This is a genomic window from Rhodococcoides fascians A44A (assembly GCF_000760735.1).
GTDB classification, from domain to species: Bacteria; Actinomycetota; Actinomycetes; order Mycobacteriales; family Mycobacteriaceae; genus Rhodococcoides; species Rhodococcoides fascians_E.
On record NZ_JMEX01000008.1, the window covers coordinates 2,068,547 to 2,092,398 of the forward strand.

The 23,852-nt window shown below is 64.3% G+C and carries 19 protein-coding genes; 11 read left to right on the forward strand and 8 right to left on the reverse strand.

Annotated features, from left to right (window positions below; genetic code table 11):
* Positions 1-27: 27 nt before the first annotated feature.
* Both BH95_RS22095 and BH95_RS22100 read right to left on the reverse strand, forming a co-directional pair.
* Positions 28-1,500, reverse strand: coding sequence for a mannitol dehydrogenase family protein (locus BH95_RS22095; protein ID WP_037184101.1), 1,473 nt, complete (start codon positions 1,498-1,500; stop codon positions 28-30).
* Positions 1,497-2,519, reverse strand: coding sequence for an NAD(P)-dependent alcohol dehydrogenase (locus BH95_RS22100; protein ID WP_033190329.1), 1,023 nt, complete (start codon positions 2,517-2,519; stop codon positions 1,497-1,499). The genes BH95_RS22095 and BH95_RS22100 overlap by 4 nt, the downstream gene beginning before the upstream one ends.
* 92 nt (positions 2,520-2,611) lie before the next feature.
* On the opposite strand from BH95_RS22100, the gene BH95_RS22105 reads away from it, so the two are divergent.
* The 6 genes from BH95_RS22105 (at position 2,612) to BH95_RS22130 (ending at position 9,752) form a co-directional block, all read left to right on the forward strand.
* Positions 2,612-3,652, forward strand: coding sequence for a sugar-binding transcriptional regulator (locus BH95_RS22105; RefSeq protein ID WP_080738078.1), 1,041 nt, complete (start codon positions 2,612-2,614; stop codon positions 3,650-3,652).
* Complete coding sequence (locus tag BH95_RS22110; RefSeq protein WP_442981368.1) at positions 3,649-5,001, forward strand: ABC transporter substrate-binding protein; 1,353 nt, start codon at positions 3,649-3,651, stop codon at positions 4,999-5,001. The genes BH95_RS22105 and BH95_RS22110 overlap by 4 nt, the downstream gene beginning before the upstream one ends.
* Entirely contained in the window at positions 4,998-5,948 is a 951-nt protein-coding gene (locus BH95_RS22115) for a carbohydrate ABC transporter permease (protein WP_019667813.1), read from the forward strand. Before BH95_RS22110 ends, BH95_RS22115 begins: the two co-directional genes overlap by 4 nt.
* Positions 5,948-6,829 (forward strand): carbohydrate ABC transporter permease, encoded by an 882-nt coding sequence (locus tag BH95_RS22120; protein WP_019667814.1) that lies wholly within the window; start codon positions 5,948-5,950, stop codon positions 6,827-6,829. The genes BH95_RS22115 and BH95_RS22120 overlap by 1 nt, the downstream gene beginning before the upstream one ends.
* Positions 6,830-6,847: 18 nt before the next feature.
* Positions 6,848-7,954: an ABC transporter ATP-binding protein gene (locus BH95_RS22125; RefSeq protein WP_019667815.1), complete on the forward strand. Its 1,107-nt coding sequence runs from the start codon at positions 6,848-6,850 to the stop codon at positions 7,952-7,954.
* A 115-nt stretch (positions 7,955-8,069) separates the two neighbouring features.
* The gene (locus tag BH95_RS22130; RefSeq protein WP_208601194.1) at positions 8,070-9,752 is read left to right on the forward strand and encodes an AMP-binding protein; all 1,683 of its coding nucleotides are present in this window, start codon (positions 8,070-8,072) and stop codon (positions 9,750-9,752) included.
* A 14-nt stretch (positions 9,753-9,766) separates the two neighbouring features.
* Here BH95_RS22130 and BH95_RS22135 read toward each other — a convergent pair whose 3' ends face one another.
* The gene (locus BH95_RS22135) at positions 9,767-10,918 is read right to left on the reverse strand and encodes an LLM class flavin-dependent oxidoreductase (RefSeq protein ID WP_037184110.1); all 1,152 of its coding nucleotides are present in this window, start codon (positions 10,916-10,918) and stop codon (positions 9,767-9,769) included.
* Positions 10,919-11,019: 101 nt separating this feature from the next.
* On the opposite strand from BH95_RS22135, the gene BH95_RS22140 reads away from it, so the two are divergent.
* Complete coding sequence (locus BH95_RS22140) at positions 11,020-12,336, forward strand: MFS transporter (RefSeq protein WP_033190304.1); 1,317 nt, start codon at positions 11,020-11,022, stop codon at positions 12,334-12,336.
* A 128-nt stretch (positions 12,337-12,464) separates the two neighbouring features.
* Here BH95_RS22140 and BH95_RS22145 read toward each other — a convergent pair whose 3' ends face one another.
* On the reverse strand, positions 12,465-13,250 hold the full coding sequence (locus BH95_RS22145; RefSeq protein ID WP_037184113.1) for an alpha/beta fold hydrolase: 786 nt from the start codon (positions 13,248-13,250) through the stop codon (positions 12,465-12,467).
* A 4-nt stretch (positions 13,251-13,254) separates the two neighbouring features.
* A complete protein-coding gene (locus BH95_RS22150) occupies positions 13,255-14,148 on the reverse strand; it encodes an imine reductase family protein (RefSeq protein ID WP_037184116.1) in 894 nt (297 codons plus the stop codon).
* 78 nt (positions 14,149-14,226) lie between these two features.
* Here BH95_RS22150 and BH95_RS22155 point away from each other — a divergent pair, with 78 nt between their 5' ends.
* Complete coding sequence (locus tag BH95_RS22155; protein WP_230594018.1) at positions 14,227-14,550, forward strand: winged helix-turn-helix transcriptional regulator; 324 nt, start codon at positions 14,227-14,229, stop codon at positions 14,548-14,550.
* A gap of 1 nt (position 14,551) precedes the next feature.
* On the opposite strand, the gene BH95_RS22160 is transcribed toward BH95_RS22155, so the two are convergent.
* Positions 14,552-16,237 carry a SulP family inorganic anion transporter gene (locus tag BH95_RS22160; protein ID WP_037184119.1) on the reverse strand — a complete coding sequence of 562 codons (1,686 nt, stop codon included), beginning with the start codon at positions 16,235-16,237 and terminating at the stop codon, positions 14,552-14,554.
* A gap of 9 nt (positions 16,238-16,246) precedes the next feature.
* On the reverse strand, positions 16,247-17,809 hold the full coding sequence (locus tag BH95_RS22165) for an ABC-F family ATP-binding cassette domain-containing protein (RefSeq protein ID WP_037184122.1): 1,563 nt from the start codon (positions 17,807-17,809) through the stop codon (positions 16,247-16,249).
* Between the two features lie 245 nt (positions 17,810-18,054).
* On the opposite strand from BH95_RS22165, the gene BH95_RS22170 reads away from it, so the two are divergent.
* The 3 genes from BH95_RS22170 (at position 18,055) to BH95_RS22180 (ending at position 22,374) form a co-directional block, all read left to right on the forward strand.
* On the forward strand, positions 18,055-19,878 hold the full coding sequence (locus BH95_RS22170; protein ID WP_442981369.1) for a penicillin-binding transpeptidase domain-containing protein: 1,824 nt from the start codon (positions 18,055-18,057) through the stop codon (positions 19,876-19,878).
* Positions 19,879-20,062: 184 nt separating this feature from the next.
* Complete coding sequence (locus BH95_RS22175) at positions 20,063-21,625, forward strand: NTF2-like N-terminal transpeptidase domain-containing protein (RefSeq protein ID WP_037184129.1); 1,563 nt, start codon at positions 20,063-20,065, stop codon at positions 21,623-21,625.
* A gap of 11 nt (positions 21,626-21,636) precedes the next feature.
* Positions 21,637-22,374 carry a sulfite exporter TauE/SafE family protein gene (locus BH95_RS22180; protein WP_020112342.1) on the forward strand — a complete coding sequence of 246 codons (738 nt, stop codon included), beginning with the start codon at positions 21,637-21,639 and terminating at the stop codon, positions 22,372-22,374.
* Here BH95_RS22180 and BH95_RS22185 read toward each other — a convergent pair.
* Positions 22,371-23,819, reverse strand: coding sequence for a peptide MFS transporter (locus BH95_RS22185; RefSeq protein ID WP_020112341.1), 1,449 nt, complete (start codon positions 23,817-23,819; stop codon positions 22,371-22,373). The genes BH95_RS22180 and BH95_RS22185 overlap by 4 nt on opposite strands.
* Between the last annotated feature and the right edge of the window lie 33 nt (positions 23,820-23,852).

Here is a 23,852-nt window from a genome sequence, read left to right on the forward strand (position 1 = left end):
GATGTAGGCCCTGCCCTACATCTCCACTCACGTGTGGCGGAGGCGTTCCAGGGTCGCGCGGGCGCCTTCGGAGTGCAGAGAGTCCAACTGCGTGCGGTATTCGGTGACGAAGCGTTCGTTGTCGATCAGGTCGCCGAAGACTGTGCGGTTGGCGATGAAGGCCGTGGGATCGTCGTGCTGCTTCCGGGCAATCGGAATCAGGGTGTCGGCGAGCTGGTCGACGATCTCGATCGGCTGACCCTGCTCGTCGACACCTTCGGCGTACCGTGCCCAGCTGGCGACGACGGCAGTGGACAACCGGATGTCTCCGCCGGTTTCGAGATTCTTGCGGATGACGGGCAACAGCCACTTGGGAATTCGGTCCGACGACTCCGCGCACAGCCGCGCGACGGTGTCGCGGATCTCCTGGTTGGAGAAGCGTTCGATCAGTGTCTTCTTGTAGTCACCCAGATCGATGCCGGGGACCGGCTGCAGCGTCGGAGTCGCTTCGTTGTTCATGTAGGCCAGCAGGAACTCGGAGAACAGTGAGTCCTGGGCTACCTCGTGCACCAACCGGTAGCCGCTGAGGTAGCCGAAGTACGCGAGTGCCTGATGGCTCGCGTTCAACAGTCGCAGCTTCATCAGCTCGTACGGCGTGACGTCCTCGACCACCTGTACTCCGACGTCCTCGAACGGAGGGCGACCGAGCGTGAACTTGTCCTCGAGGACCCACTGCGTGAACGGCTCGCCCGCGACAGGCCACTGATCGTCCAGCGCGTAACGCTCCGAAAGGCTCTGCACCACTTCGGGAGTGGTCACCGGCGTGATGCGATCGACCATCGAGTTGGGGAATGCGCCCTCGGCGGTCAGCCACTGCGCCAACTCGGGATCTTTCAGGTGCGCGAACGCAGTGAACGTCGACTGCGCGATGTGCCCGTTGCCCTCGATGTTGTCGCAGGACATGATGGTGAACGGCTTCAGTCCGCGGTCCTTGCGTCGCGCGAGAGCGTCGACGACCAACCCGAACGTCGTCGACGGAACGGCCCCGTCCTTCAGATCGGCCTGGATGGACGGATTCTCGGCGTCGAACTCGCCCGTCGTCGCGGAGAAGTTGTATCCGCCTTCGGTGATGGTGAGCGAGACGATACGCGTCGACTCCGCGGCCATCTTCTCGATCACGGCCTCGGGATCGTCCGGTGCGAAGAGGTACTCGACGATGGACCCGATGACTCGGGTGTCCCAGGTGCCGTCCGCGTGCTTGAGCGCCAGCGTGTACAGGCAGTCCTGGGCGTCCATGACGTCCTTCATCTTCCGGTCACCGGGGAGGACGCCGACACCGCAGATTCCCCACTCCGACGCCTCGCCCTGCTGAAGCAGTCGGTCGACGTACATCGCCTGGTGGGCGCGGTGGAACCCGCCGACACCGAAATGCACGATCCCGGCCGTCACGTCGGACCGATCGTAGGTGGGCACTGCGACGTCCTCGATGAAGTCGTCGAGTGTGCGCGAGTTCAGCTTCATACGTCGGTCTCCTTCGAGAGTCCTGGGATGACAACAGCTTTGATGCTTCCAGCGACCTTGTCCGCGTTCAACGCGTCCTCGGCGTGAGCGAGATCGAACCGTGCGGTGACCATTGCGTCGAGGTCGACCAGTCCGCCGAGAACCAGTTCACGAGCGATGGGCCAGGTGTTGGCATAGCGGAACACTCCGGTCAGTACGAGTTCGCGGTTCTGGATCAACGAGATCGGCAACGCGTAGTCGGATCCACCCATACCCACCAGCACCACGGTACCTGCGGGCCGAACCGCATGAATGCCGTCGACGACGGCCCTGGCCGCACCGGACGCGTCGATGAACGCGTCGACCTCGAGCTCTCGAACATCGTCCGTTGCAGGGTCGAGGACCTGCGTCGCGCCGAAGGTGGATGCGTTGACCCGACGAGCCGCGTCGATGTCGCTGACGATCACGGTCGTGGCGCCGAATGCGCGGGCGACCTGTGCGGTCACGAGGCCTACCGGGCCCGCGCCCGCGATCAACACGCTGGAACCCGCCGTGATCCGTGCCTTCTGGGCCGACGCGATGCCGACCGACAACGGTTCGAAGAGGGCAGCGGCTTCGTCGGAGATCTCGTCGGGAATCGTGTGCGCGAAGACCGACTGGATCAACACGTACTCGGCGAGGGCGCCGTCGATCGGCGGCGTCGCGAAGAACTCCATGGACGGGCACAGGTTGTATCGGCCGGCGCGCGACTGTGCGCTCGTCGGATCCGGGCGCTGAGGTTCGATCGAGACGCGCTGGCCGATTCGGGTGTCGGCCACTGCGGAACCGACTCCGACGATCACGCCTGCTGCTTCGTGTCCGAGTACCAGTGGGCCGTTCACGACGTGGTCGCCGATTCGGCCTTCCCGGTAGTAGTGCGCGTCGGATCCGCAGACTCCGACGGCGGTGACCTGGACCAGAACCTCGTCGGCCGCCGGGGTGGGAACCGGTCGCTCCTCCAGTCGAATCTCGTGGGGTCCGCTGAGAACGCTGACCTGCATCGACTGTGGCACCGGAAACTCCTCTTGGGTTGGTGTTGTGTAGATCACACCTGAATGTTAGCTTAATGAGCAGAAGAACACACCCTGAGCATATGCTCACCGTCCGCAGGAGAGTCGTGACAATTTCGGTCCCCGAGGTTCCGGGACCGCAGCGTTCGTCGAAAACCACCGATGACCTGCGGCTCGCCCTCCGTGCGGCGTCGATGTATCACGTCGAGGGGGCGACGCAGGCGGAGATTGCCGCCAAGCTCGGGGTCTCCCGCCCCACCGCAGGACGGCTGGTCGCCAAAGCGCGAGCGCTCGGGCTGGTCACCATCGAGATCAACGTGCCCGACGAGTTGCAGGGCACCGTGCACGCCGATATCGAGCGCGATCTCGAGCGAACCTTCGGGCTGACGGAAGCTCTCGTCGTTCCCGACGTCATCGACGGCACCGACCGGGGGTACGGATCGCTGGGGCGTGCCGCGGCCGCGGTGCTGTCCAGGCGGTTGGCGTCGACCGACACACTCGGATTCACGTGGGGCCCGGAAACCGTGGCCGTCGCACACTCGCTGAAGTCGAGGGGCGCGAAATGCGCCCAGGTGGTCCAGCTCGACGGGTCGATGAGTTCGGCCGACTACCAGACCGGTGTGGAGTACACCCTGGGCCGCTGCGCGGAATACCTGCAGGCGCGGCCCGTCCGGCTCAACGCGCCGCTGTACGCCGATCCGGCGACAGTGACGGCGTTGCAGCAGGATTCAGTGATATCCCGCGCCCTACAAGCCGGGACCGAGGCCGAAGCGATGATGTACGGCCTCGGTCCCGTTTCCACGTCGACCACGCTGTTCGAGGGCAGCTTCATCGACTTGGAGATCATCGACGAGCTCCGCAGTCTCGGCGCCGTCGGTGAAATCGGTGGACGATTCTTCGATGCCGACGGGACCCCGACGGGCGGTTCGCTTCCGGACCGAACGGTGTCCGTCGGACTCGACGCCATTCGGTCGTGCGACCGGGCAATTCTGATCTCCGGTGGTGTGAAGAAACACCAGGCAATACTCGGTGCACTTCGCGGTGGCTTCGCCTCCGTACTCGTCACCGACATCGAAAGTGCGCGTTGGTTGATGGCGCATACAACGGAAGGTGTGTCCCAGTGAGGTTATTACCCAAGGTGGTCGTCGCGGCCTCGCTCGCGACGACCCTGACGCTGTCCGGCTGTGCCGGCGCAGGTTCGATCGGTGGTGACGGTGACGGCACGACGATCACCGTCGCCATCGTGTCGAACTCGCAGATGTCCGACGCCATCTCGTTGGCGCCCGAGTTCGAGGCCGAGAACCCGGGTATCAATCTGAAGTTCGTGTCTCTGTCGGAGAACGAGGCTCGTGCCAAGATCACCGCGTCCGTCGCCACCGGTGGCGGTGAGTTCGACGTCGTGATGATCAGCAACTTCGAGACCCCGCAGTGGGCCGAGAACGGCTGGCTCACCAACCTGTCCGAGTACGCCGACGCGACGCCTGGCTACGACGAGGACGACTTCATTCCGCCGCTGAAGGAGTCACTGTCCTACGAGGGCAGCATGTACTCCGTCCCGTTCTACGGTGAGTCGTCGTTCCTGATGTACCGCAAGGATCTGATGGAAGCGGCAGGCATCACGATGCCGGAGGAGCCGACGTGGCAGGAAGTCGCCGACGCCGCCGCGAAACTCGACAGCCCTGACGTCTCGGGAATCTGCCTCCGCGGAAAGCCCGGCTGGGGAGAGGTTCTCGCCCCGCTGAACACCGTCATCAACTCGTTCGGTGGACGCTGGTACGACGAGGACTGGAACGCACAGCTCACCAGCCCGGAAACCGAAGCCGCCGTTCAGTTCTACGTCGACACTGTCCGCGAGCACGGCCAGCCCGGCGCCGCAACCAGCGGATTCAGCGAGTGCGGAACGCAGCTCTCGCAGGGCAACACCGCGATGTGGTACGACGCCACCTCCGCCGTGTCGGTGCTCGAGGATCCGACGTCCAGCAACGTCGTCGGCAAGATCGGATACGCCAAGGCCCCGAGCGAAGCCAAGGGCGACAACGGCTGGTTGTACTCCTGGGCGCTCGGAATCCCCACCACCTCGGAGAATCCCGACGACGCATGGAAGTTCGTGTCGTGGATGACCAGCAAGGAGTACCTGAACAAGGTCGGAAACGAGCTGGGGTGGGAGCGCGTTCCGCCCGGAAGCCGCCTGTCCACCTACGAGATTCCCGAGTACAAGGAAGCGTCTGCGGCGTACGGCCAGGTGACGTTGGACTCGATCAACGGTGCGGACCCCAACAATCCGACGGTCGACCCCGTCCCGTACACGGGCGTGCAGTTCCTGACCATTCCCGAGTTCCAGGACCTCGGAACTCGTGTCAGCCAACAGATCAGTGCAGCAGTAGCAGGACGAATCAGCGTCCAGGACGCGCTCGAACAAGCGCAGCAGTACGCCGAAGTGGTCGGTAAGACGTACCAGGAGGGCCAGGGATGACCACCACCGAAACGCGATCGGCGGAAGCCGATTCCGAGAAGTTCGTACCGAGACCGAGAACCATCTCCAAGGCCGAGGGGTGGCGTCGACGCGGCCCGCTCCTGCCCGCGATGGTGTTCGCTATCGTCGTCACCCAGATCCCCTTCCTGTTCACGCTGTACTACTCGACTCAGTCGTGGAACCTCGTCCGACCTGGTTCGCGAGAGTTCAACTGGCTCAACAACTACGTCGACGTGTTCCGCGACAGTCAGTTTCGTGAAGTCGCACTGAACACGGTGATCATGATCGTCGGCACCGTCATCATCTCGGTGATCCTCGGTCTGTTCCTGGCGTTGCTGCTGGATCGAAAGTTCATCGGCCGCAGCCTGATCCGTACGCTCTTGATCACACCGTTCCTGATCACTCCGGTCGCCGGTGCGCTGATCTGGAAGACCACGATGTTCGATCCGGTCTTCGGCCTGATCAACTTCGTGCTCAGCCCGTTCGGCGTGGACCAGATCGACTGGGTCTCTCGCTACCCGCTGCCGGCCGTCATGGCCAACCTGATCTGGCAGTGGACGCCGTTCATGATGCTGCTGATTCTCGCCGGTCTGCAGTCGATGCCCAAGGACATCTCCGAGGCGGCGCGAGTCGACGGCGCAGGGCCCTTCAAGCTGTTCCGGGAGCTCACCCTCCCGCACCTGCGGCGGTTCATCGAACTCGGTGCCGTCCTCGGTGCGATCTACCTGGTCAACACCTTCGACGCGGTGTACATGATGACCTCGGGCGGCCCGGGTGTCGCCTCGGCGAACCTGCCGTTCTACATCTACCAGCGCGCCTTCCTCGGATTCGACATCGGGCAGGCCGCGGCCATGGGCGTGGTCACGGTGGTGGCCACCATCATCGTCAGCACCTTGGCGCTGAGACTGATCTTCAAGAGCTTCAGTGGAAACGAGGAGGCTGCGTGATGAGTACCGCTACCACGAACAAGAAAGCAGTACCGCAGACATCCGACGGTGTCGCCATCAAGCGCAAGAGCAAGTGGGGCCCGGGCACCATCTGGTCGTTCGTCGCCTGGGTCGCGGGCATCACGTTCTTCTTCCCCGTGCTGTGGATGGTGTTGACCGGTTTCAAGCAGGAGGCCGACGCCTACTCGGACCCACCGAAGCTGTTCTTCACCCCGACGCTGGATCAGTACCGCGGAGTGCTCGAGAGCGGTATCGGCACCACCCTGCTCAACTCGGCGTTCGCGACCGTGGTCTCGACGCTTCTCGTTCTGCTGCTGGGTGTTCCGGCCGCGTTCGCTCTGTCGCTGCGGCCGGTGAAGAAGACGAAGGACGTGCTGTTCTTCTTCATCTCCACCAAGATGCTCCCGGTGGTCGCGGCAATCGTTCCGCTGTACGTCATCGTCGGCGACATCGGCATGCTGGACAACATCTGGACACTCGTGATCCTCTACACCGCAATGAATCTCCCCATCGCGGTGTGGATGATGCGGTCGTTCTTCCTGGAAGTTCCGAGCGAGTTGCTCGAGGCCGCCAGCATGGACGGTGCATCGCTGTGGACCTCGGTGCGTGAGGTGATCCTGCCGCTCGTGTCTCCCGGTATCGCCGCGACGTCGCTCATCTGCGTCATCTTCTCGTGGAACGAGTTCTTCTTCGCCGTCAACCTCACCGCCGTTCAGGCACAGACCATTCCGGTCTACCTCGTCGGCTTCATCACCGGACAGGGCCTGTACTGGGCACAGCTGTCCGCCGCTGCGACCTTCGCAGCCCTCCCCGTCGTCCTTGCCGGATGGTTCGCGCAGAACAAGCTCGTGCGCGGTCTGTCCTTCGGCGCCATCAAATAGGTACAGGAGCTCACTGAAATGGCTGCAATCACGTACAAGAAGGCATCCTGCGTCTACGAAGGTGCCGACAAGCTCGCCGTCGATTCACTCGACCTCGACATCCAGGACGGCGAGTTCGTCGTCCTCGTCGGACCGTCCGGTTCCGGCAAGTCCACCGCGCTGCGCATGCTCGCCGGGCTCGAGGAGATCGACGGCGGCGCCATCGAGATCGGTGGAAAGAACATGGTGGGCGTGCCGTCCAAGGACCGCGACATCGCCATGGTCTTCCAGAACTACGCGCTCTACCCCAACAAGACCGTCGGGGAGAACATGGGCTTCGCGCTCAAGATGCGCGGCGTCCCGCTGGAGGAGCGCAAGGCGAAGGTCGCGGAGGCCGCCAAGATCCTCGACCTGACGGAGTACCTCGACCGTAAGCCGGGCAAGCTGTCCGGTGGTCAGCGTCAGCGAGTTGCCATGGGCCGCGCCATCGTTCGTGAGCCCCAGGTGTTCTGCATGGACGAGCCTCTGTCCAACCTCGACGCCAAACTGCGCGTGCAGACGCGTACGCAGATCGCGGCCCTGCAGCGTCGTCTCGGCACGACGACCGTGTACGTCACCCACGATCAGGTCGAGGCCATGACGATGGGTGACCGGGTTGCCGTGCTGCGCGGTGGCAAGCTGCAGCAGTTCGCGTCGCCCACCGACCTCTACGACAATCCGGTCAACGCCTTCGTCGCCGGCTTCATCGGCTCGCCCGCGATGAACCTCATGACGGTGCCCATCGGGTCCGGCGGAGTGCAGATCGGCAACTTCCTGTTGCCTCTCGAACGCGACGAACTGACCAAGCTCGCCTCGCTCGGACTGGACAACGTGACCGTCGGGCTTCGGCCCGAGCAGCTCGGGATCACGCGTGGAAGCGGGGAAGGTTTCGAGGGCAAGGTCGACCTCATCGAGGAGCTGGGCAGCGAATCGTACGTCTACGCCCACCTCGACGACCCCAAGGTCAAGGGACTCGACGGTGGACCGGTGTCCCTCGTCGCACGCTCGGCCGTTCGCGCTCCCGCAAAGATCGGCGAAAGCGTCGCCCTCACACGGCTGGACGGTGCAATTCACCTGTTCCACCCGGAATCGGGTGAGCGGATCTGAGCACCCCCGGAACCAAGCGGCTACCCCCGTACCCCTGTTCGGGGGTAGCGCGCGCACCACTCGACTCAATAGCGTGAAGAGTAAGTGAGATGTGCGCCACAGCTAGGGAGTGATCATGACGGACGGAACGGCCTACACCGCGTTCAAGCAGGCCCGCGACGTACTGCTGGATGCCTACGGCGATTACGACGCTGCGACGGAGAACTTCCAGTGGCCCGCCTTCGGTGAGAAGTTCAACTGGGCCATCGACTGGTTCGACGCGTACGCACGAGGCAACGACGGCACCGCCCTGTGGATCGTCGAGGAGGACGGGTCCGAGGGCAAGTACACGTTCGACGCCATGTCGCGGCGTTCCGACCAGGTGGCGCGGTGGCTGGAATCTCTGGGCATCGGCCGAGGCGACTCGGTGATCCTGATGCTCGGCAACCAGGTCGAGCTCTGGGAGTCGATGCTGGCCGTCATGAAGCTCGGCGCCGTTCTGATGCCGACGACCACGGCGATCGGCTCCGCGGACCTGACCGACCGCCTGCAGCGCGGGAAAGCCAAGGCCGTCGTCGTCAACCCCGCCGACGCACCGAAGTTCGACGAGGTGCCGGGTGAGTATCTGAAGCTGTCGGTCGGTGCGCACGACGGTTGGACAGACTTCCGTTCGGCGTACGACGTCCAGGACGCGCAATCGTTCGAGACGGTGACAGCCCCCGACGATCGCCTTCTGCTGTACTTCACCTCGGGAACGACGAGTAAGCCGAAACTGGTCGAGCACACCCAGGTGTCCTACCCCGTCGGCCACCTCAGCACGATGTACTTTCTCGGTGTCAGGCCGGGCGACGTCCACCTCAACATCAGTTCACCCGGGTGGGCCAAGCACGCGTGGAGCTGCTTCTTCGCACCGTGGATCGCCGAGGCGACGATTTTCGTCTACAACTACACCCGGTTCGACGCCAAGGCTCTGCTCGCGCAGATCCGTCGCGCCGAGGTGACGACGTTCTGCGCCCCGCCGACGGTGTGGCGCATGCTGATTCAGGCCGACATTTCCGGTGGCCGGGGTGCGCTGCGTGAGGCCATCGGTGCGGGCGAACCGTTGAACCCGGAAGTCATCTCGCACGTGCAGAAGCAGTGGGGCCTGAACATCCGTGACGGTTTCGGTCAGACGGAAACCACTGCGCTGGTGGCGAACACGCCGGGCGCGGAGCTGAAGTTCGGTTCGATGGGTCGACCGCTCCCCGGTGTGCCCGTCGTGATCATCGATCCGGTGACCGGTGAGCGCGCGGACGAGGGTGAAATCTGCCTGGACCTCGAGCAGCATCCGTTCAACCTCATGACCGGCTACCTGGACAACCCGGCTCGCAACGCCGAAGTCATGTCCGGCGGGTACTACCACACCGGCGATGTGGCATCCCGTGACGAACGCGGCTACATCACCTACGTCGGACGCACCGACGACGTGTTCAAGGCATCGGACTACAAGGTCTCGCCCTTCGAGCTCGAAAGCGTGCTCATCGAGCACCCGGCCGTGGCCGAAGCGGCCGTCGTCCCTGCTCCCGACGAGACGCGCCTGGCCGTGCCGAAGGCCTACGTTGCCCTCGCCGCCGGCTGGGAACCGAACGAGGACACAGCAATCGAGATCCTGAAGTACGCCCGCGAACATCTGGCGCCGTACCTGCGGGTGCGTCGAATCGAGTTCTTCGAGCTTCCCAAGACCATCTCCGGCAAGATTCGACGCGTCGAGCTTCGAGCCCGCGAGAACTCCGGTGAAGTCCTGTCCGGGGAGTATCGAGACGACACCATCCGCATGTGACACTCATAGGAGCATCACATGAAAGGTGTTCCGACCGAAACATTTCTCGAGTCACGGGCCCGTGTGAGACCGCGCTTCTCGAGGATCGGCCGCACGCCTTCACCGAAGTGGTAGGCCTCTTCGAGGTGCGGGTAACCGGAGAGAACGAAGTGATCGAGCCCGATCGACGCGTACTCGGCGATGCGATCGGCCACTTCCTCGTGTGAGCCCACCAAGGCTGTGCCCGCCCCTCCGCGGACCAGGCCGACTCCCGTCCACAGATTGGGCGCGATCTCCAGTGAGCGGGCGTCGGCGCCTGCCGTATACGCGCTGCCGCCGCCGTGCAGTTCACGCATACGACGCTGGCCCTCGGACACCGAGCGGGACAGGCTTTCCTGCGCCGCTTCGATGGTCTTGGGATCGAGGGCACCGAGCAGACGGTCCGCCTCTGCCCACGCCTGCTCGGACGTGTCTCGTGAGATGACGTGCAGCCGGATGCCGTAATCGAGGGTGCGGCCCTGCACCTCCGCAAGGTCCCTGATCCACGCGATCTTCGATGCGACCGCCGCTGCTGGTTCCCCCCACGTCAGGTAGGTGTCCGCGAACTGCGACGCCACCGTTCCCGCGGCCGGCGACGAACCACCGAAGAAGATCGGCGGCACCGGATCCGGATGACGCTGCAGCGCAGCTTCTTCCACCTTGATGTATTTGCCGTCGAAGGACACCGGCCCGTCGTTCGCCCAGAGGCGACGGGTGACGTCGAGGAATTCACCGCAGCGCTCGTAGCGCTGGTTCTTGTCCAGAAAATCGCCGAACCGTCGCTGCTCGTGGTCCTCGCCACCGGTGACGACGTTCAGCAGGAGACGTCCGCCGGACTGCCACTGGAACGTCGCGGCCATCTGAGCGGCCAACGTCGGACTGAGCAGACCTGGCCGTAGGGCGACAAGGAACTTGAGGGTTTCGGTGGTGTCGATCATCATCGCCGTCGTCAACCACGCGTCCTCGCACCACGCACCCGTTGGCGTCAGGACCGCCTCGAATCCGTTGCTCTCCGCTGCGGCGCCGATCTGGTTGAGATACTTCAGCGTCGCGGGTCGATCTCCGGACATCGACGATCCATGTCCGCCCGCCATCAGATTGCGGGAGTCGCCGTACGTGGGCAGGAACCAATGGAAGCGTAGAGACATGTTGTCCGATTCTGGCAACGTCCACAGACGGTGTCCAGGGTTGCAATCAGGCTGATTCGAATCCATGACCTGCTGTCGAGGCAGGCTTACTCTGGCTCCACATGACTGCATTCGCCGAGGCCGCACCGGCCGAATCGGACCCGGCCAGACGCAAACGACTCCGCACCGTCGTCGCGGCGAGCCTCCTCGGAACGACAGTCGAATGGTACGACTTCTTCCTCTACGCCACCGCCGCAAGCCTGGTGTTCAACCGACTCTTCTTTCCCGATCAGAGCTCGTTCGTCGGCACGATGCTGTCGTTCGCGACCTTCGCCGTCGGATTCGTCGTCAGACCCATCGGCGGCGTCGTGTTCGGGCACTTCGGCGACCGGATCGGCCGGAAGAAGACGCTCGCTCTGACGATGTTCATCATGGGCATCGCCACGGCACTGATGGGCGCGTTGCCGACGACCGAACAGATCGGCGTACTCGCACCGATCCTTCTGCTCCTTCTTCGGATACTCCAGGGCTTCGCACTCGGTGGCGAATGGGCCGGCGCCGTACTGCTCGCCGTCGAGCACAGTCCGGCGAAGAAGCGCGGCCTGTTCGGAAGCATCCCGCAGATCGGACTGGCACTCGGCTTGGCGCTCGGCACAGCGGTGTTCGCGCTTCTGCAAACAGTGTTCGACGACGCCGCCTTCCTCGCCTACGGATGGCGCATCGCGTTCCTGCTCAGCTTGGTGCTCGTGGCAGTCGGCCTCGTGGTACGCCTGAAAGTGGAAGAGACACCGGCGTTCCAGGAAGTCACCGACCTGAAGCAACGCTCGTCGGCACCGGTCCGTGAGGTGTTCGCGCGCAAGTCCATTCGAGGAACCGTGCTCGGTCTTCTCTCGCGGTGGGGTGAAGGCGCTGCCTTCAACACGTGGGGTGTCTTCGCCATCACCTACGCAACGACACAACTGGATTTCGAGAAGGTTCCGGTGCTGCTCGTCGTCACCGTCGCAGCCGTCGTCATGGCACTGCTGCTCCCGCTGTCCGGACTGCTCGTCGACCGATACGGCGCCAAGAGGATCTACGTCATCGGCATCGCACTCTACGGAGCGGCAGTGTTCCCGGTGTTCGCCCTCTTCGATACCGGAAGCCTGTGGCTGTTCGGCCTCGGCCTCGTCCTGGTCTTCGGATTCGTCCACGCCCTGTTCTACGGCGCACAAGGAACGCTGTACGCAAGCCTCTACCCGACGGAAATCCGCTACACCGGACTGTCCATCGTCTACCAGTTCTCCGGCATCTACGCCTCGGGCGTCACACCGTTGATCCTGACCGCCCTCATCGCAGCAGGCAGCGGATCACCCTGGCTGGCCTGCACCTTCCTCGTCGGAACGTCCGTCATCAGCGTCATCGCCACAGTCCTCGTCCGTAAGCGGGATCTGTACCTCTGACCGTGTCTTTTCCGGACCGAACGTGGCGTTCGGTCACTTCAAGTGACCGAACGGCACATTCGGTCCTGAAAAGCGGGAGCCCGAAAGGCGGGAGCCCGAAAGCGGGTGTCCGAAAAGCGGGTACGACGCTAATGCTTCAGGAACGGTTCGACGACGGCGAGGACTTCGGCGCTTGCGGCGGGGGTGGTCGAGTGGTCGAATCCGCGGATGGTGTGCAGTTCGGAGTTCTTCACGAGTGCGGCTGCGGATGCGGTGTCGTCGAGTCGCGTGGTGTCCTGGGATCCGACGTAGAACAGTGACGGGATCTTCAGGCCGCGCAGGTCGGCGTCGGACAGTCCGGGTTCTGCGTCGGATGCCCGGAAGTAGGCCGCCATGGCGTCGGAGTCGTTGGCGGAGAACACAGCACGTGTAGCGGCGTCGACGGGGAACAGCCGGTGCTTGTTCCACTCCTCGATGAATCCGTCCATTCCTCGGTCGGCGAGGACGTCGGCGCAACCGGGGAAGAACAGCCGGTCGAAGGCGCCTTTCTGTGGTCCGTGCGAACCGCCGCCGGAGATCAGCTTGGTCACCCTGTCGGGTGCGCGTGCTGCCAGGGTCAGGCCGGCTCGGGCGCCGTAGGAGTAGCCCCAGTAATCAGCGCTGGGGACGCCTACCGCGTCGAGGACTGCCACGAGGTCGCCGACGATGGAGTCCATCGTGTACGCCTCGATCTCGTGCGGCTTGTCGCTTCGCCCGTGGCCGCGCATGTCGACGAGGATCAACGTCCGGCTGGGTCGAAGTGCCTTGACGTATCCGAAGGTTCGCCAGATCGTGTGCGTCAGCAGGCTGCCGTGCACCAGCAGCAACGGTGGTCCTGATCCCACGACCTGGAAGGCGATGCGGGTTCCGTCGGCGGGGTTGGTAGCGAAGTCCACCGCATCATTGTCCTGTATCGGCCATACGTGGTCGGGAGCGGGATTCGCCCAGGAACTTCTCTGCCACCACATCCCAATCCGTGGCGGCGGGCCAATGGTCCAAAGCCCGTGCGGACGCAGCTCTGACGTGTTCCGCCAGACCGGGGTCGATTCCCGCTTGGTGACTCGATTCGACGATGTGCGTCAGGAACGACAAGCACATGTCCAGCCGGGCGTCGCCCTGGTCGTACCGACGGTGTCGAAGCGACGTCGTCGACGCGGGCAGGGAACCGCCGAGAGTGTCGACGATCCCCCGGGCATAGGGCAGAAACGCTGCAGGCTCGACACCGTGAGCTGCGGCCAATGCAGCTGCGTGCAAGTAGGCGTACATGCCGGAGAAGTAGATGTCGAGCATCGCGAGATCGAGCGCCGGTGGCGTCGAATGATCGTTCCCGACGATGTCGCTGCTTCCTCCCAGTGCGTCGAGGATCGGCTGTGCGGCGGTCAAGTCCTCCTCCGCGCCGGCGTAGAGCGCCGAGCAGTGTTCGGTTCCCACCATCGAAGTCGGCACCATCATCGCGCCGGTCACGTACCGGACTCCTCGGGCAGCGGCCAGCGCAGCCGAGTCGACGGTGTCGGTGGGAGTACCTGTTGAGAAGTTGATCAACACTCCGCTGGTGTTCGTTGCTGGAATGCGATCGATGACGGTTCGGCTGATCTCGTGGTTTCGCACGCACACGACGACGATGTCGGCATTTCGCGTGGAGTCCTCCACCGTGGCCGACATCTCGACGGCGATTCCATCGATCGTCCTCGGGGTTCGGTTCCATGCGCGAAGGTGATGTCCTTTGGCCGCCGCTGCGCGTGTGATTGCTTCACCCATCGCGCCGAGGCCCAGAATTGCTATCGACTTGGTCATGATCGGAATGATTCCCGGGTGCAGCGTTGCCGTCGAGTACGCACAATGAAGTAAGTACAGCCGCGGGAGGGGTGTGTCGTGAACGATCCGAATCCATGTGGAGTGAACGTGGTCTTCGGCTTGATCGGGTCGAAGTGGAAGCCGACGATTCTGTGGCGGCTCGCGGAGGGTGATCGTCGTTTCGCCGAGCTGCGCACACAGATCGGTGGGATTTCCGAGAAGGTGCTTGCCGACCAATTGCGCGAGCTCGTTCGTGACGGTCTCGTGGTGCGCACCGCAGCCGACGGGTTTCCGTTGCGCGTCGACTACCGGCTCAGCACGGACGGGAGCGAGCTCAACTCACTTCTCGATCCCCTGTCGGAATGGGGTGATCGCCTGTTCGCGCGCAGATCGCGGGAGTAGTTCAGCGGCGATGGAAGGCATCGACGGCGGCTTCGACGGTGTAGTGGAATCTGGACCCGTCGAATCTGCTGCCCACGCCGAAACGGATGAGCCGATCCTTGATCGGGCCTTTCATCTCGGCGAAGGCAAGGCGAATTCCCTTGTCCTCCAGGAATTGATCGAGCTCGACGAGTTCGTCGACGGCTGTGGTGTCGAGCCCGGTGATGGGTTCGGCGGCCACGACCACCCATTCCACCGGGACCGGAGCATCTGCGACGGCAGTGCGAATGTACTGGTCGAAGATGTCGCCGTTGGCGAAGAAGAGCGGCGCGTCGAATCGGACGAGAAGCAGACCCGGGATCCGTTCACCGTCGGGATGCCGGTCGATGTCGTGGAAGCCAGGGCGGTCCGACGTTCGGACCAGCTCGGTGCGGTACGGCTGCCAGGCGCGCGCGACGACGGCGAAGAACGACAGGGCGATCGCGACGAGTATTCCCTGCAGCACCCCGACGAGGGCGACGCCGAGGAAAGCGGCTGCCGCCAGCCCGAATTCGACCCGGCTCATGTGCCACATCCGTACGAGACCGGACACGTCGATCAACGACGTCGCGGCCACGATCACGACGGCACCGAGCGCCGCGTCGGGGAGGTAGGCGGTGACCCCGGGTGCGGCGAGGACGAACGCGAGGACCGCAAGGGCTCCCACGACGCCGGTCAGTTGAGTTCGAGCACCGTTCTGTTCGGCGACCGGTGTTCGAGATCCACTCGCCGAGATCGGGAATCCGCCGAACAAACCCCCGGCGACGTTGGCCACGCCGATGGCTTTCATCTCGGTGCTGCCGTTCACCTCTTCGCCGTGTCGGGCCGCGAAAGTGCGGGACAGAACGCCCGTGTCGGCGAACGCCAGCAGGGCTATCGCGGCGGCGGGCCCGATCAGCGACACGACGTCACCCCAGTCGACCCCTCCGAACGAGGGAAGAGGCAGTCCGCGGGGTAGCTCGCCGACCATCGACAATCGATCGGTGAGATCGAGAAGCGCGGCTGCGACCATCGCGCCGACGACCGCAACGAGAACGCCGGGAATGCGCGGGATCCACCGTCGGAAAGCGGGAATGACGAGGAGACATCCGAGTCCGACAGCAGCGGCGACCGGGTCGATGTCGCCGCCCAGAACGGAACGGACGATCTCCGTGAACTGCCCCGTCACACCGTCTGCATCCACGGAGAACCCCAGGACCTTCGGCAGCTGGCCGACGATGACGATGAGCGCTATCGCGTTCAGATAACCGAGCCTGATGGGTTTCGACAGCAGCTGGGTGACGAACCCGAGCCGAAGATAGCCACCCGCGATCAAAATCACGCCGACGAGCACGCCGAGGATCCCCGCCAACGCCAGAGCGCTCGCCGGGTCGTCGGTGACGGCCAATGGGATGACAGCGGCGGCGATGAGTGGCGCCAGCGACGAATCCGGCCCCAGGACCAGAATCTTCGACGGACCGACGACCGCGTACGCGAGCAGCGGAACGATCGTGGCGTACAACCCGGCGTACGCGGGCAACCCTGCTGCCTGCGCGTATCCCATTCCGGCTGGAATGAGAAGAGCTGTCAGTACCAGGCCTGCCGTGATGTCGCTGCGCAGCCACTCGCGGCGGTAACCGCGGGCAGTGACTACTCCGGGCAGTCGGCGGACGATTCCCGCTACGGTCATCGCTCGAACCTACAGTGACTCCGGCAAATCGGTCTCCTCGTCTCGGCCCAACTCCACCCATCTCGTCGGCTGGAGGTCTCGTAGGAACGGCAGATCATGGCTGACGACGACGAGTGCGCCCCGGTAGCTCGCCAGCGCCTCGGTCAGATGCTTCTTGCTGGCGAGGTCCAGATTGTTCGTCGGTTCGTCGAGCATGAGCAGTTTCGGTGCAGGGTCGGCAAGCAGGATTCGGGCGATCGCCGCCCGCAGGCGCTCCCCGCCCGACAACGTCGACACCACGGCGTCCGCGTCGCTGCCGCGGAACAGGAATCTCGCGAGTTGGGCGCGGATCTGCTCGTTGGTGGCGTGAACGGCCACATCGGCGACATTATCTGCCACCGTTCGTGATTCGTCGAACACATCGAGGCGCTGCGGCAGGTACCGCCACGGTACCGATGGTCCCGCCTTGTCGATCGCACGCAGCAGGGTGGTCTTCCCGCTGCCGTTCGGCCCGATCAACGCGATCCGCTCCGGACCGACGATGGCGAGTTCGTCGACCGCCGTGATCTGCTGTCCGGCAAACACTTCCGTGTCGGGAAGGTCGACGCGAATCTCCTTGTCGTCACGGAGCCGTTCCTCGGCAGCGGCAAGTACCTCCTGAGCGTCGTCGACCTTCTCGATGTGGTTGTTGCGTAACTTGCCCGCCGAAACCTGAGCTGCCCGTTTACGCGCGCCCATGACGATCTTGGGCTCGCGCTTCTGCTCGTACATCTTCTTGCCGTACCGCGCCCGTCGATCGATCTTCGTTCTGGCCTCGACCAATTCGCGTTCCTGTTTGCGAACGTCGTTCTTGGCATCGTGCAGTGCGGCCCGAGCAGCCTCCTGCTCGGCATCGATCACCGATCGATAGTGCGAGTAGTTGCCGCCGAACATCCGCAGCCGAGTCGGCCCGGATCGGTCGGCCCTCAGCTCGGCCGTGGAGTCCATGAGATCGAGGAGTTCGACGTCGTGACTCGTCACCACCAAGACACCGTCGAACGACTGAACAGCCTGGTAGAGCCGGGCGCGAGCGTGCAGATCCAAGTTGTTCGTCGGCTCGTCGAGCAGCAGTACGTCCGGCTCCGCCAGCAACTGTGCGGTCAGAGCCAACAGCATCGATTCCCCACCCGAGAGGGTTCCGATGACACGGTCCAGATCGGTTCGGACAGAAACGATGTGGCCAAGACCGAGTTGCCCGAGCAGTGCGACGGCCTGGTCCTCGGCGTCCCAGCGGTTGCCGACCACACCGAAGTCGTTCTCGGATCCGTCACCGGATTCGATGCGATGCAACGCTTCTCGGAGAGCACGAAGGCCGAGAATGTCGTCGACCCGGCGATCGGTGTGCAGGGCGATGTCCTGCGGAAGGTAGCCGACGACTCCGTCGGCGGTGGCCGAACCGCGGGTCGGTGTGTACTGGCCTGTGACGATCTTCAGCAGGGTGGACTTACCGGCCCCGTTCGATCCGACGAGTCCTGTTCTGCCGGAGGAGAACACAGCGTCGAGTCCGTCGAAAACGGGATCGCCGCTCGGCCACGCGAAGGTGAGATCGGACATGCGCAGGGAAGGGGATGTAGACATGATTGCTCCAGAGGTGTGCGTGCAGGGATGCAGGCGAGAAAACCTCTAGAAGAGCAACGGCCTCTCCGATTCTGTTGGCAGCAAGGCGAGAACCACGATAGACCCGCTTCGGGTCCCCCGCAACCCATTTACGTGAGTGGAAATGCAGGCCCTGGGACAGGCGCGGAGCCTGCGGAGCGACCAGAAATTACCTGTCATTTCCACTCACGTAGGAATCAGGCATGATCGGACGGGTGCGCACATCCATGAAGACGGTTCCCGCTCTGTGTGCTGTGGTGGCACTGGTTCTTGCCGGCTGCGGGGACGACGGTCCACCGGAACCCATGACCACCGCGCAAGCATTCGTGGACGCGATCAACAGCGGGTCGGCCGACGCGGCGGCCGCGCTCACCACCGACCCTGCCGCCGCGACAGCGTCGCTGAACGGCCTGTACGACGGTTTGAGCGGGGGCGGCACCGTGACGGCGACTCCCGATTTCGAGGTCGCCTCGGCATCCGAGGAGGGCGGCGCGGTGACCCTCGACGCCACCTGGCGGTTCTCGACGACCAACGACGGCACCGAGGAACCCGACGGCGAACCGAAGCAGTGGCAGTACGACACCTCCGCCACGGCAACCGAAACCGACCAGGGCTGGCGCATTCAATGGGACCCGGCCGTACTGGCACCGGGACTGTCCGCCGACACCACCGTCAGATACACCCCGACCGACGCGCTCGTCGCTCCCCGAGTGTTCGACCGAAGCGGCACCGAGTTGATGTCGCAGCAGACGGTCACCCTGGTGAACGTCGATTCCACCGCCGACCCGGCGGCCGTCGCGTCGTACATCACGCCGATCGTGCCGACCATCACGGCGGAGTCGATTGCCGCCGATCAGGCTGCTTCTCAGGGGAATTCCACAACGGTGGTGTCGCTCCGGCAGTCGGACATCGATCCGATCGCCGCACCCCTGTCCGCGACGCCGGGCGTCACGCTTGCCCCGCAGCTTCGACTGCTCACCACCGACCGAGCGTTGACGTCGCCCGCGCTGACCGGGGTGTCCGAGCTGTGGCAGTCCCAGGTCGACGACAACAAGGGCTGGTCCGTTCAGTCGGTGAACGCCGACGGTACGGTGACGCAGCTCGCCGGGCTCGACGCCACCCCCGCGCCGGACATCGCGACGACGCTCGACACCGGCCTGCAGCTGAAAGCAGAGAACGCGCTTGCGTCGATCCCGCAGCAAGCGGCGATCGTCGCACTGCAACCGTCCACCGGCAACGTTCTGGCGGTCGCGCAGAACTCGGCCGCCGATGCGCAGGGGCCGATCGCGCTGACCGGTCTCTACCCGCCCGGGTCGACGTTCAAGACGGTCACCACGTCCGCCGCCCTCGAAGCCGGAACAGCGACCCCCGACACGATCCTGCCGTGCCCCGGCACCGAGAACATCGAGGGCAGGCAGATACCCAACGACGACAACTTCGATCTGGGCGACGTGCCACTGCACACGGCATTCGCTCGCTCGTGCAACACGACGATGGGACGACTCGGCGTCGGCCTGCCCCCCGACGGACTCCAGCAGACGGCACTGCAGTACGGCCTCGGCGTCGACTACGTGACTCCTGGGCTGACCTCCGTCACCGGCAGCGTCCCTCTCGCGGACACCCCGGCTGCACGCGTCGAGTCGGCCATCGGTCAGGGAGCCGTCACGGCAACACCGTTCGGGATGGCGCTGGTGGCGTCGTCGATCGCCGGTGGATCCCTGAAGCCCCCGACCCTGGTCCAGGGTCAACCCGGTGTCGCCGACACGACGGTGGCGCCTGTCGATGCCACCGTCGCCGACCAGGTCAAGACGATGATGCGAGAAACAGTCACCGCCGGAACGGCCACTCAGCTGCAGGACATCCCCGGCCTGCTCGGCAAGACCGGCACCGCCGAATTCGGTCCCAGCAACGAAGGCGCACACGGCTGGTTCGTCGGCATTCAGGACGACCTCGCCTTCGCAGTCTTCGTGTACGACGCCCAGAGCTCCGCACCCGCCGTCGACGCTGCAGGTCGATTCCTGCGCTGAGCGTCGGGCGGTGCATTGACCGAAGAGGGAGCCGGCGACGCCGAATCGTGACCGGAGCGAGTGAATACCGTGCTTGTTACTCGTGTGACTCTAGTGAATATTGTGACTCATGAGTTCTGTGGGGATGCCGGTTGTGCGCCGGATACGCGGCCGCTACGTGGTTGCTGTGGGGGCAAGTCTTGCTGTGACGTCGACTGTTGCGTTCTGGGCGCTGGACAGTCCGCCCAGTGAGGGCGAGCGCGTCGTGGACCAGTTCGTGGCGGCGCTGAACGACCGTGATGTCCAGGCTGCGGCGGCGTTGACCACGTATCCGAACGCTGCGGCTGCGAGTCTCCAACAGATGTTCGACGGTTTGGCGGCGGGCGGGCAGTCGACGGGGGACTTCGAGGTCGGCCAGTTCATCGATCTGAGCGGCGACTCGGGATTCTTCACCGTCGATTCCGACTGGCATTTCCGTGACGGTCAGGATTGGGCCTACGACACCCGCGGCACGGCGAAGAAGCTCAGTGTCGGGTGGCGCATCGCGTGGGAGCCGGCTGTGGTGGCGCCGGACATGGTGCCGGGTGGTTCGGTCCGGTACGTACGCACCGATGCAGCGCCGCCGTTGGTCTTCGATTCGGCTCGGAACGTGCTGATGAACGAGCGGACGATCAACGCCGTTCTGCTCGACCCTGCGCAGATGCCGGACCCAGCGGCGTCCACCGCGCAGCTCGCCGATGTCATCGACGTCGTCGCCCCTCTGATCACGTCGGACTCGCTGCTCACCGAGTTGGCGGCGACGCCGGGCAGTTCGGTGCTCGCCGTCAATCTGCGCGACGACGACTTCGCGGTGCTCGAGGATGATCTCAGGGCCATTCCCGGTGTTGTCATCACGCAGACGCCGAAGCTGATCGCGGGGGACCGCCGGATCACGTCGCCGCTGCTGGACTCGTTGCGCGACGCGTGGCAGCAGAACCGTGACGCGACGGCAGGTTGGGCCGTCGACGTCATCGGGCCCGACGGCACCTACGTTCGGCAGGCAGGCTTCCAGGGGCCTGCCGGTCCGGATCTGCAGTCGACGCTCGATCCGCAGGTCCAGCTCGCGGCCGAGGAAGCGGTGGTCAGTGCGCCGTCGGCGGCCTCGATCGTGGCCATCGCACCCTCGACCGGTGCGATAGTCGCCGCTGCCCAGAACAGTTATGCCAACGAGCAGGGCCAGATCGCGTTCTCGGCGATGTATCCCGTCGGATCGGCTGCCGATCTGCTGGCGGTCGACGATGTGGATCCGACGAGTCTCGGTTTCGGCGTCGATTATTCGATGCCGGGCCTGAACGCCTACACGGGGCAGTTCCCGTCGAGCAGCAGTTCCATCGATCGCTTCCGGAACGTCGGGAACACGCCGTCCGACGTCACGGTCACCCCGTTCGGTCTGGCCCAGATGGGTGCGGCCGTGGCGAGAGGCGGCGCGACGCTGCCGTCGATCGTGGCAGGTCAGACGGCGACCGCGAGCAAGGAGACGGCAGCGATTCCCGAGTCTGCGTTGCAGCGTCTTCGGGAAATCTTCCAGAACTCCGCGCAGGACGAGGGTTTTGCTGCCTACGACGGCTTGACCGGTTTCGCCGGCAATTCGGACGACGACCGTTGGTTCATCGGCACCCGAGGTGACCTGGCGTTCGCGGTGTACATCGAGGATGCGTACGGCACCGATCAGGCCGTGAAGATGGGCACACAGATGCTGACTGCATTGGACTCCGGCACCACCGAGTAGCTTTACCCTTCGTGACTCTGCTCGAATTCGGACTACTCGTCGTCGCCGGTTTCTTCGCCGGCCTCGTGGGTTTCGTGACCGGGTTGGCGTCACTGGTGTCCTATCCGGCGCTGTTGATGGCAGGCGTACCGCCGGTCGCCGCGAATGTCACCAACACGGTGGCGATGGTGGCGGTCGGAGTCGGGGCCACCACCAATGCGTCGAGCGAGATCGCCAAGGACGGAAAGAAACTCGTCCGATTCGCGGCGATCTCCGCTGCCGGTGGGCTCGCCGGTGCACTGTTGCTGCTGTTCGCGCCCGAGGATTCCTTCGAGGCCGTCGTGCCGTTTCTGGTCGCCTTCGCCGCAATCGCGCTGCTGGCTCAGCCGCGTATCCGGAAATTGGCTGCCGGAGGCGAATTCCCGCGTTTGTACCCCGTGTCGCTGTTCTTCGTGGCGATCTATGGGGGTTACTTCGGTGCAGGAGCGGGCGTGATCTTCCTGGCGCTGGCGTTGATCTGTACGTCCGATTCGATCTGGCGCGCAAGCATTCTGAAGAGTTTCTTTCTCGGCATAGCGAACGCAATCGCTGCTCTGGTCTTCGTGTTCTCCGGTGACGTGCACTGGCTCGCCGCGCTTGCCCTCGCCATCGGGGCGTTCGCCGGTGGCTACTGCGGACCCCCGGTGGTGAAAGTCATTCCGCCGACGGTGTTGCGGATCACCGTCGGCGTGCTCGGACTCGGCTTGGCCGCCTGGCTGTACCGGGGTTAGCGAACCCCGCTCATCATCTTCTTGATCCACGGCGTGAGGGCGACGAGGACGACACCGACGGCAATGGAAGCACCGCCGACCGTGTAGAAGAACGGATTCGGGTTGTCCTGATCGTAGTAACCCGCAAGCGTGCCTGCCATGGCCGAGCCGAGCGCGACGGACAGGAAGAACAGCGCGACCATCTGCGTGTGGAAGTTCTCCGGTGCGAGCTTCGTGGACAGCGAAAGCCCGACGGGCGAGAGGAAAAGCTCCGCGAACGTGAACAGCAACAGAATGCCGATGAGCGCCAGCAACGGCATGGATGCACCCGCGAGCGAGGGCACGAACGCCAGGAAAGCGAGACCCATGATGGACACGCCCGCTGCGAATTTCAGCGGCGTCGACGGCTGACGGTCACCCAGCTTGGTCCACACAGCCGCGAACACACCGGCGAAGATGATGATGAAGACCGGGTTGATCGACTGCACCCAGTTGGGTGGGAACTCCCAACCGAACAGGTTGCGGTCCAGCTTGGAATCCGCGATGAGCGGGACGGTCGTGAACTGCTGCTGGAACAGCGACCAGAACGCGGCGCTCGCGATGAACATCGGAATGAACGAGATGACGCGTCGGCGTTCGATCTTCGTGATCTGCTTGCTGGAGAGAATGATTGCGAAGTAACCGATCGCGGCGACGACGGTCACGCCCACCACCACGTCGGACAGGTTCGACGCGGTGAGTGCGCCGAAGATCGCGAGTAGTGCGACGGCAACGATCGCGACGACTGCGATTATCGCCCACCGTGCACGCTCGGCGCCGGGAAGCGGATTCGGAGGCGTGGCTCCGATGGTGCCGAGGTGCTTGCGGCCGAGGGTGTATTGAATCAGTCCGAGCGCCATACCGACTGCCGCCAAGCCGAATCCGGCATGGAATCCCGCGGTGTCCCACGCCAGACCGGTCAGCAGTGGGCCGACGAACGCGCCGAGATTGATGCCCATGTAGAAGAGCGAGAACCCGGCGTCTCGACGATTGTCGTGCTCGTCGTACAGATCGCCGACGAGGGACGTCGCGTTCGCCTTGAGGCCGCCGCTACCGAATGCGACGAGGACCAGACCCACTCCGACCCCGAGGAAACCGGGAAGAAGTGCCAGGGCGATATGGCCGAGCATGATCAGGACGGCGCTGTAGAACAACGTGCGCTCCGAGCCGAGGAGCCTGTCCGCGATCCATGCGCCGAGGATGGTCGAGAGGTACACCGTTCCGCCGTAGGCGCCCACGATCGACGTCGCCGAACTCTCCGCAATTCCGAGTCCGCCGTCGGCCACCGAGTAGTACAGGTAGTAGATGAGGATGCCTTGCATCCCGTAGAACGAGAACCGCTCCCACATCTCCACGCCGAAGAGGTTCGCCAGCGCGAACGGCTGCCCGAAGAACGCTGTGTCTTGCTTGCTCTGAACATCGGCCATTAGTGAACTGTCCCATGCTCAGGCGGCGAATTG

What these genes read in the sequence shown, in the direction of transcription:
- BH95_RS22095 (WP_037184101.1), bottom strand. Translation starts at nt 1,500, where the DNA reads ATGAAGCTGAACTCGCGCACACTCGACGACTTCATCGAGGACGTCGCA.
- BH95_RS22100 (WP_033190329.1), bottom strand. Translation starts at nt 2,519, where the DNA reads ATGCAGGTCAGCGTTCTCAGCGGACCCCACGAGATTCGACTGGAGGAG.
- BH95_RS22105 (WP_080738078.1), top strand. Translation starts at nt 2,612, where the DNA reads ATGCTCACCGTCCGCAGGAGAGTCGTGACAATTTCGGTCCCCGAGGTT.
- BH95_RS22115 (WP_019667813.1), top strand. Translation starts at nt 4,998, where the DNA reads ATGACCACCACCGAAACGCGATCGGCGGAAGCCGATTCCGAGAAGTTC.
- BH95_RS22120 (WP_019667814.1), top strand. Translation starts at nt 5,948, where the DNA reads ATGAGTACCGCTACCACGAACAAGAAAGCAGTACCGCAGACATCCGAC.
- BH95_RS22125 (WP_019667815.1), top strand. Translation starts at nt 6,848, where the DNA reads ATGGCTGCAATCACGTACAAGAAGGCATCCTGCGTCTACGAAGGTGCC.
- BH95_RS22130 (WP_208601194.1), top strand. Translation starts at nt 8,070, where the DNA reads ATGACGGACGGAACGGCCTACACCGCGTTCAAGCAGGCCCGCGACGTA.
- BH95_RS22135 (WP_037184110.1), bottom strand. Translation starts at nt 10,918, where the DNA reads ATGTCTCTACGCTTCCATTGGTTCCTGCCCACGTACGGCGACTCCCGC.
- BH95_RS22140 (WP_033190304.1), top strand. Translation starts at nt 11,020, where the DNA reads ATGACTGCATTCGCCGAGGCCGCACCGGCCGAATCGGACCCGGCCAGA.
- BH95_RS22150 (WP_037184116.1), bottom strand. Translation starts at nt 14,148, where the DNA reads ATGACCAAGTCGATAGCAATTCTGGGCCTCGGCGCGATGGGTGAAGCA.
- BH95_RS22160 (WP_037184119.1), bottom strand. Translation starts at nt 16,237, where the DNA reads ATGACCGTAGCGGGAATCGTCCGCCGACTGCCCGGAGTAGTCACTGCC.
- BH95_RS22165 (WP_037184122.1), bottom strand. Translation starts at nt 17,809, where the DNA reads ATGTCCGATCTCACCTTCGCGTGGCCGAGCGGCGATCCCGTTTTCGAC.
- BH95_RS22170 (WP_442981369.1), top strand. Translation starts at nt 18,055, where the DNA reads ATGATCGGACGGGTGCGCACATCCATGAAGACGGTTCCCGCTCTGTGT.
- BH95_RS22185 (WP_020112341.1), bottom strand. Translation starts at nt 23,819, where the DNA reads ATGGCCGATGTTCAGAGCAAGCAAGACACAGCGTTCTTCGGGCAGCCG.